The sequence below is a fragment of the Streptococcus mitis SK575 genome (genome assembly GCF_000257865.1).
GTDB lineage: Bacteria > Bacillota > Bacilli > Lactobacillales > Streptococcaceae > Streptococcus > Streptococcus mitis_CQ.
This window is the reverse complement of sequence record NZ_AICU01000040.1, coordinates 1-8,591: the sequence shown is the minus strand read 5'-3', so window position 1 is coordinate 8,591 and position 8,591 is coordinate 1. Positions and strand designations below refer to the sequence as shown.

Sequence of the window (8,591 nt, the reverse complement as noted above, 5' to 3'; positions counted from 1 at the left end):
ATCATCATCTGAATCTACTTTATCTGGAATTCCATCTCCATCTGTATCGCGTTGAATTGTAACTGGAACATCCTTAGTAACTACCTCGTCACCATGTTTAACTTTAACTGGGATCGTAACTTGACGTTCTTCTTCTTTTGGTCCCCAATCTGTGACAGTTGGTGTGCCGGTTAAGTTACCATCGCCATCTACTGTTAATCCATTGACTGGTGTTTCTGTGGTGATTGTTGAACCTGGTTTGTTTGGTGTTACTACTGTAACTGGCGTAGTTTTTTCTTTTTCCAGAACTGGTGCTGGTGGAGTAACTTCAGCTCCCAAACTACCATTTGCTGTTCCTCTAGCTACTGGACTCTCAAGAACTACATTATCAATTCTCTTAGAAACTTTTGCAGTTATTTCTGTTTTATCTGCAACTTCAGCATCCGAAATTGTCACAACACCTGTAGGGGTTACTGACACTTTATCAGCTGTCTTACCATTTACAGTCCAAGTATTTCCTGATTTTGTAACTGTTACAGTTTCTGGAGTTGTCTTACCTGTTGGTACATAAGTAAGGGTGATAGTATCAATATCTTGTGGATTAGTACTATTAGGGCGTGTTGGTGGGGTAATTGTCACACTACCATTCTCATGTCCAACTACGCTAGGCACTGTTGGCGTTACTGCTAACACTACTTGACGCTTAATTTCTGCAGGTGCAAATGTTGTTCTAGTTGTACTATTTACATCCGTAATAGAATTTTTGCTGGTATCCGGGAATACTGCTGTTGCGTTTCGAGTATATTTCCCTGAGTTATCTAGTGTTGTTCCTGAATCTACTTTATCTCCAGCTTTCCATGTCCACGTCATACCACTTGGTAAATAATTGTTTCCACGATCTGCTTTATCTTCACTATCTACAACCTTAAGATATCTATGAGCATCAATATTTTTACCACTATTGGCTACATTCAACGTTGAAGCTACTGGTACTTTTGCGATACCCATTTCAAGGTTTCTAGTCTCAATATCAACTACTCGATACTTGAATTTCAAATCACGGCTATCAGTAGCACTGCTTCCTTCAACATGTAGAGTAGCTTCATGTTCTCCTAAAGTTTCAGTATTCAATACAGTACCTGAAGACAAGCGAGTTGCATATGGATTTGCTTCAGTTTTTCCTGTTTGAGATGTAAATGTAGAAGCGGTTACTCCTTTTGGAAGTCCTCCCTTAACTTCTACTTTAGAAATCACACCTGAGTTATCCCATACCTTCAATTCAGGGTTAAAGTCAGCACCACGATAGACTGTAAAGATTGGTGAATTAGCTGTTTCTGTTAATGGAAGACCATTTAAAGTAGCTTGTGGTTTTTGAACATCTTTTGCAGTTACTTTTGCTGGATCTGAATCAGCACCATTTCCATTTTTAGTAACTACTGTTACTTCTGTGTTATCTTTCACCTTATCTGCCGGAATAGTGATTTCCCCTGTATTGGAATCAATTCTAACTTCCGGATTATTCACAGTCCATTTGCCATTTGTTCCTTTAGTTCCAACAGCTGTTTTCGGAGTATTATCTTCCCCTGTATAGCTTACAGTAATCTTATCTGCTTTTGCTGGATTTTGTGGTTTACCTGTAACATCACCATTGTCTTTTGCTGTTGCTACTGGTTTAGCTGGCTTAGAAAATTTCGCTGTTGCTTTTGCTGGATCTGAATCAGTACCATTTCCATTTTTCGTAACTACTGTTACTTCTGTTCCGTCTTTTACTTTATTTTCCGGAATCGTGATTTCTCCAGTATTTGGATTGATTTGTACTTCTGGAGTATTTACTGTCCATTTTCCTTTCGGATCTTTAGTTCCAACAGCTGTTTTTGGTTGATTATCTTCTCCAGTATAGCTTACAGTAATTTTATCTGCTTTTGCTGGATCTTGTGGTTTACCTGTAACATCACCATTGTCTTTTGCTGTTGCTACTGGTTTAGCTGGTTTAGAAGATTTTGATGTTACTTTAGCTACTGGACTTTCAAGAACTACATTATTATCAATTCTCTTAGAAACTTTTGCAGTTACTTCTTTACCATCCGCAACTTCAAGATCAGAAATTGTTACAACACCTGCTGGAGTTACTGATACTTTATCGGTTGTCTTACCATTGACTGTCCAGTTATTTCCTGATTTTGCAACTGTTACAGTTTCTGGTGTAGTCTTACCTGTTGGGGTATAAGTAAGTGTAATTGTATCAATATCTTGCGGTGTAGTACCATTAGGACGTGTTGGTGGGGTAACTGTTACACTACCATTTTCATTGGCTACTACGCTAGGCGCTGTCGGCGTTACCGCAAGAACTACTGGACGCTTGATTTCTGTCGGTGCAAATGTTGTTCTAGTTGTACTATTGTTATCTGTTACAGAACTTGGGAATTGCGCTGTAGCATTTCGAGTATATTTCCCTGAATTGTCTAATGTAGTACCTGGATCTAAGTTGTCTCCAGCTTTCCACGTCCAAGTCATACCTTGAGGCAAGTGGCTATTTCCACGATCGCTTTGATCTTGGCTATCTACAACTTTAAGATAATTATGAGCATCAACATTTGTACGGCTATTTGGTACATTTAAAGTTGAACCTACTGGTACTTTCGCGACACCATTTTCCAAATTTTTTGTTGTAATATCCACAACACGGTACTTGAATTTCAAGTCACGACTGTCAGTAGCACTACTTCCTTCTACGTGAAGAGTAGCAGTATGTTCTCCTAATGTCTGAGTATCGATTACTCTACCCGAAGACAAGCGAGTTTTATACTTTTTATCTTCTGAACTTCCATCTTTACCAGTTTGGGCTGTAAAGTTAGAAGCACTTACTCCGCCAGGAAGATTTCCAACTGTTACTTTTGAGATTTTTCCTGAGTTATCCCATACCTTAAGTTCAGGGTTAAAGTCAGCACCACGATAGACTGTAAAGATTGGTGTATTGGCTGTCTCTGTTAGCGTAATGCCATTTAAAGTAGCTTGTGGTTTTTGAGTATCTTTCGCAGTTGCTTTAGCTGGATCTGAATCCGCACCATTTCCATTCTTCGTAACTGCAGTTACTTCTGTTAAATCTTTTACTTTATTAGCTGGGATTGTAATTTCCCCAGTATTTGGATCAATTCGAACATCTGGATTATTTACAGTCCATTTGCCGTTTGTTCCTTTAGTTCCTTCAGCTGTTTTTTGCTTGTTATCTTCACCTGTGAAGCTTACTTTGATTTTATCTACTTTTTTTGGATCTTGTGGTTTTGCAGTTACATCCCCATTATCCTTAGCTGTTGCTACTGGTGTTTGAGCTTTGTCATCTACAACATGCACGGGAGCATCAACAATAAATTTTCCACGTTCAGGAATAGTGACTTCCACTTTACCATACACAGGTGCATTCGGTGCTGTAGGTCTTGATACATCTGGATCTTTAAACCAACGATATGTTGTACCTGCAGGTAATTCATTTGGATTCGCAATACTGTTGTAAGCGTCTGGAATGACCCCTACTTTAGTACTTTGCGGTTTAGATTTTGGTTTTAAGTCATATTTAGCAGCTTCCTCTGGTTTCAGTGGTAGGGTACCGATAATGGCGTTTTGACCGTTTCTATATCGAATTAGCCCATCTGTTGAGTATCCGCCATAGGCAAGATACGGATCATTCGCTAAACGTTTTTTAATATCCGCAAGCATCGGATTATTTTTATTTTTATTACCCCAATCCGACATAATGCTTTGATCTAACTCATCACCTTCAAGAATTTTTGTTTTGAAAGTAATAATTGTACGTTGACCAGCAACAACGTTCAGTTTATCTTCGATTACCCCTCTAGCAAGGTTATAAATTAAACCACCTGTTGTAATACCGTACATATCTTTCACACGTGAAGCTGCATCTGGATTACGATCGGTACCATCTTTTCTAGAATCACGATAAATATTTTTTCTCCAACTATTATCAGGATTAGCATAATCCATCCAAGAACCTATATTTTCACCATAAGTTGACCCTGAACGGCGTTCACCATTTTTAACATAAGCTCGAGAAAACGTGTTTTCATACTCCCATTTTGATGCACTTGCATACTCTTGATGAGATATTTGACTTCCATCTTTATATTTTGTATAAGTGAAGTCATACGGATCTCCTACAGTACGCGGAATAGCAAGTGATATTTTCTTAGAAGAACCCGCAAGAGCATTTTCCGCTGGACCTGAATCTACGATCCAGTAATAATATTTATTTCCATCTTTTTCGATACGCTCTTCACGATACACACGAATATTATCGTAGGCTTTATCAGCAGTCCCTACACTTACGAAGGCATATTGCTTGGTATCTGGTGAATATACATCACGCTCTGAATAGTTAAGCATTGGGTTTTTATTCCAACCAACACCAAAGTCTGTTTTTCTTGTTTCACGAACGTTACTTGTTCCACGTCCTACTTCTTTTCCGTTCTTTTTGACTACGGCTGTAATAGTAGCACCTTTCACCATCAACTTAGGGTCTACATTAACTGTAAAATATCCGTTTGATTGAGATTTAGTTGTGTATTTTTTCCCACCAATTGATATTTCAACATCAGCTTCTGACGCTGTATATCCATCAACCTGAGCTACACCAGCTAAACTATCATTGAATGCCACTGTGTCTACTTGACTTACTGTAGTATTATAAACACTTTGACCATTGACTACTAATTCAACTTTATCTCCCACTTTAATACCTGGTGCATTTAATTTAAAAGCTCCAGTATCATCTAGTTTAGACGTAAGTATCTTTTGGCCATTTCTCTTAATTTCAATTGTTGAAGATGGCGTTGCATATCCTGTGATAAATCCAGAGTCCGCTACAACTATCCCAAGACTCCCACGTTTAGTCGTTTTATCAATAGGTGCAGATCTTAGATTAGAACCTTGTCCCATACTTTGACCATTACGTGAGTCACGAGCACCTGAAGTCAAACGTGTTGTAGCATTTTTAACAGAATTAAACATTCTCTTCACAAGTTTGTTCATTTCTTCAACATCATTCAGAGAAACTGTTGTGTTTTCAAGAACTTCTTGCGCCAATCCCAATAGTTCATTGGCTTTTTCAAGAACTTCTTTGCTTGTCTCATGCTCAGGCAATTCCAAGACAGCTGCCTGCAATTGATCTACAGATACTTTCAAGGCTTCTTTTTTAGCTGATACAGTTTGACTCTCTTCGCTTGCTCTTACTTCAGAAGAAGATGCGCTCGCTAGGTTGTCAGCCTGCTTTTCAGTTTTATTCCCTTGAATCTCAGTTGATTCCTTAGCAGCAGCTGATAAGACTGTCACATCTTTAGACAGGAGTTCTACAAGCTCATCAATATCCTTTTGAGCTAGGTCAGAATTTTCTAGGGCTTCTTTCCCTTTTTGAAGTCTATCTTTAATAGGTGAGACTACTGACTCGTCAAGGTTTAATTTAGTTGAAAGAAGAGAATTTAGTTCTTCAACGACTTTTCTTAACTTAGCTTTATCAACTGTACTAGCGCTATTTTCAGCAATTGCAGGTTCTTTATTTTCTAAAGATTTATTTACTTCATCTACTTTGTTTTTATTAGATTCCGTAATACCTAGAGGCGACTTAGCCTCATCTTTAGGACTTACTACACCCGCAGCAGATGGTGCAGTAGTTTCGCTTACACTATCCGCACTCGCAACGCGTGCACCCAAAAACATCAGCGCTGCTACAGCAACTGAAGCCGCACCAAAACTGTATTTACGAATAGAAAATCGCAAGACTTTTTCACGTTGCTGTCGATTTACTTTATATGAATTCGATTTGTGTTCCATTTGTCCTCCTAAGGGCAATATAATATAGAAAAAGCAATCTTTATAACTTCAACCCCTTAAAAAGAGTTAAGCTATAAAAATCACTATGATGATCGCTATCAGCAAATAACATCACAGCTATCACAGCTATCACAGCTATCACAGCTATCACAGCTATCACAGCTATCACAGCTATCACAGCTCAATTATACCATTTTTGACATAATTAAACAACTATAAACCCGTTTATCTCATCAAATAAAATTAAAAATTTTTAATTTGCATAATATGTTATTATATTACCGAATCAAGAACAAAAAAGCGATTCCTCCTCTACCTATAAAATAAATCCATCATCTCCTATCACATCAGTTGATTTATATTCATTGTAGCTCCTGGAATTTTTCTCGAGAATATCGAGTAAATATCAGGTAAAACGTATGCGTCCACCACAAAAGAGCAAGCCCTGCCCTGAAAAGAGATCTAATTCCAATTAGCTTTTAACTAAATAGACTAAGGAGTCTATTCTCTGCCACCTATATGTCTCGCCACAAACAAGGTAAACTTGACCTAAATCGCTTAGTTGAATCATCATAGTATAATACCTTTCCTCCGATAATTATTTTTATCTAATTTACCGGTAGTTTGGAAATTCTGATAGATTCCTTGTTATGACTTGGTTGCGCTTATTTTATAGCAAATGGTATATTAGGCAAAAAACTCAATTTCAGGAGAAAATGAAGTAAATCTTCCAACAATAAAACGCATAATATCAAGGTTCAACACCTGATACTATGCGTTCTTCTGATTTCCAAGACTTTTTCCCCAGCATCTTCATTGACTCTATACAATCTGCAAAGGTAAAACCTCACCAAATTGTATGAAAGATATGGATTTTATAAAAGATGAGAAAAGTTAAAATCTATAGGCAATTGAATGCCAATTAACACCGATTCTATCCTTGGGCATCTATAAATTCATGTAATTTATCTTGCAATAATTTTCCTCTATCTTTTATAAAGATATCATATATAGATTTATTTATTTCCTTCTCTCGCTCACATATATCTTTTTTTGAAATATGCACTTTATCTATTTTAAATATATCATTAATTTTTAAATATTTTTCCTCACAAGTTAAACTTTCCCTCTTTTTAGCAAATGATCCATTACTAATCTCTTGATTTGTTTTTTTGGTTAACAAAGTCAGATTACCGATTCTATTTTTCAGCTTAGAATTTTTTTTATTAAATTTATTGAAGTACTGATTTTGAGGAACAATATGTTCGATTTCCCATATCGAATCTTCATTAAATTTATATTTTTTTAAAAGAGTATTGATATTACTTTCAGAATCAAATAAAGAAAGACATATAAGAATGAATCTTGTAAACTTTCTATGCTTACTATAAAAATTGGAGATATTTGGAGAAACATAGTATTCATAGATAGTATAATGTCTTTTCACATAATTTATAAGATAATCAGCTAATTCATCAACATTTTCTAAACTAGGATTCTCTTCTTGATTTTTTCCTTTTAAATCTGCAATTATGCCTTTATCAAACATTAAGTTTAAATAATCATCATAATTATTTTTCATACTTACAGTGTCTCCCTTTCAAATTCTCTTTTACTTTTAGTGTATCAGCTCGGAAATGTTAACTAATAAATCCTATGATCTTGTATCTAAATCAATTTTCCAACCGCTATCTATGATAATAATCGTATCATTTTCGAAATCCACAACTATTCTATCACTAAAACTTAATGGAGGATTATCTCCAAATCGCACTCTAAGGCTATGTACATCCCAGTTTATCAATAAGGCACCATTGTAATATCTCACATTAACACGTCCTGTAGTCCTCCTATTATCACGTTCAAGCCTATAAATCCAATACCAACTTGTTCCGTTTAGTTCACTCAAAATATCTTTTAATCTATATTTAACCATATCAAAATTTCTCCTTTACGCCTTGATTAAAGCGCTTACATTTATTCTAAAGAAAGGCGGATAGAAAGTAGCTTTTAAACTTCGGCTTTCTATCCGTTACTTCCTCCAAGAATCAACACAACCTATTTTCAGTTCAATTTAATGACTCATCTTAATTGTTTCGTGTTTCTTCTTCATCGTCTTTCTTCTTTTTAGCAAATAGCAAACCAAATGCTCCAAGAAGAGAGAGAGCACCTAATGCACCTGTAGCACGATCTGCTTTCGTACCAGTATTTGGCAATACTGCTTGATTTTGAGAAGGAGCTACCTGAGCATCAACTGTTTGAGTTGATTGTTCAACCTGTTTGGTATCTGGCACAGTAGGTTTTTCTGTTTCAGGTTTACGTTCTGTGTTATCAGTTGGTACTTCAGGTCTTGGTTGTGGTGTGTTAGCTCCACCTTGTTGTTCCCCATTACCTTCTGGTTTAGTTGGAGTAACTTTTCTGAAGACATGAGTTACAACATCACCTTCTTCATTAACATCTGTTCTTACAAATACGTAACCTTCAATTTCACCTGCTTCTAATGCTTCATTCGCTTCACCTAATACTGCTGGAGCTTTCGCATCTGCTGGTTTCAATTCATTACCTTGTTCATCAATCCATTTAGTGATGATTAACTTAACTTTTGGTATTTCTACTGGATCTGGAAGTTCTCCATTTACTCCACCGTTGAATTCTGGTAATTCAACTGTTGGCGGATCTATTAAGTTCCCGTTTCCATCTGTACTGCTTGTGCCTACTGGATCTGTGTACTCTGGTTGACTTGGAGTTACTTCTGGAATACCGTTTACACC

Annotated in this window: 4 protein-coding genes; all 4 read right to left on the bottom strand. The window is 36.6% G+C overall.

From position 1 onward, the window contains the following. Nucleotides 1-5,820, bottom strand: a 5,820-nt coding sequence (locus HMPREF1048_RS06090) for a sialoglycan-binding domain-containing protein (protein WP_004248683.1), incomplete at its 3' end; no start/stop codon positions are given. Between the two features lie 934 nt (nt 5,821-6,754). Further along, on the bottom strand, nt 6,755-7,402 hold the full coding sequence (locus HMPREF1048_RS06085; RefSeq protein WP_000795080.1) for an HNH endonuclease family protein: 648 nt from the start codon (nt 7,400-7,402) through the stop codon (nt 6,755-6,757). A 72-nt stretch (nt 7,403-7,474) separates the two neighbouring features. Further along, nucleotides 7,475-7,756 (bottom strand): hypothetical protein, encoded by a 282-nt coding sequence (locus tag HMPREF1048_RS0102245; protein ID WP_000241861.1) that lies wholly within the window; start codon nt 7,754-7,756, stop codon nt 7,475-7,477. A 151-nt stretch (nt 7,757-7,907) separates the two neighbouring features. Further along, on the bottom strand, nt 7,908-8,591 hold a 684-nt coding region (locus HMPREF1048_RS06080), incomplete at its 5' end, for an SIALI-17 repeat-containing surface protein (RefSeq protein ID WP_000485539.1).

Coding starts and splice junctions, on each gene's coding strand:
- HMPREF1048_RS06085 (WP_000795080.1), bottom strand. CDS start 7,402: ATGAAAAATAATTATGATGATTATTTAAACTTAATGTTTGATAAAGGC.
- HMPREF1048_RS0102245 (WP_000241861.1), bottom strand. CDS start 7,756: ATGGTTAAATATAGATTAAAAGATATTTTGAGTGAACTAAACGGAACA.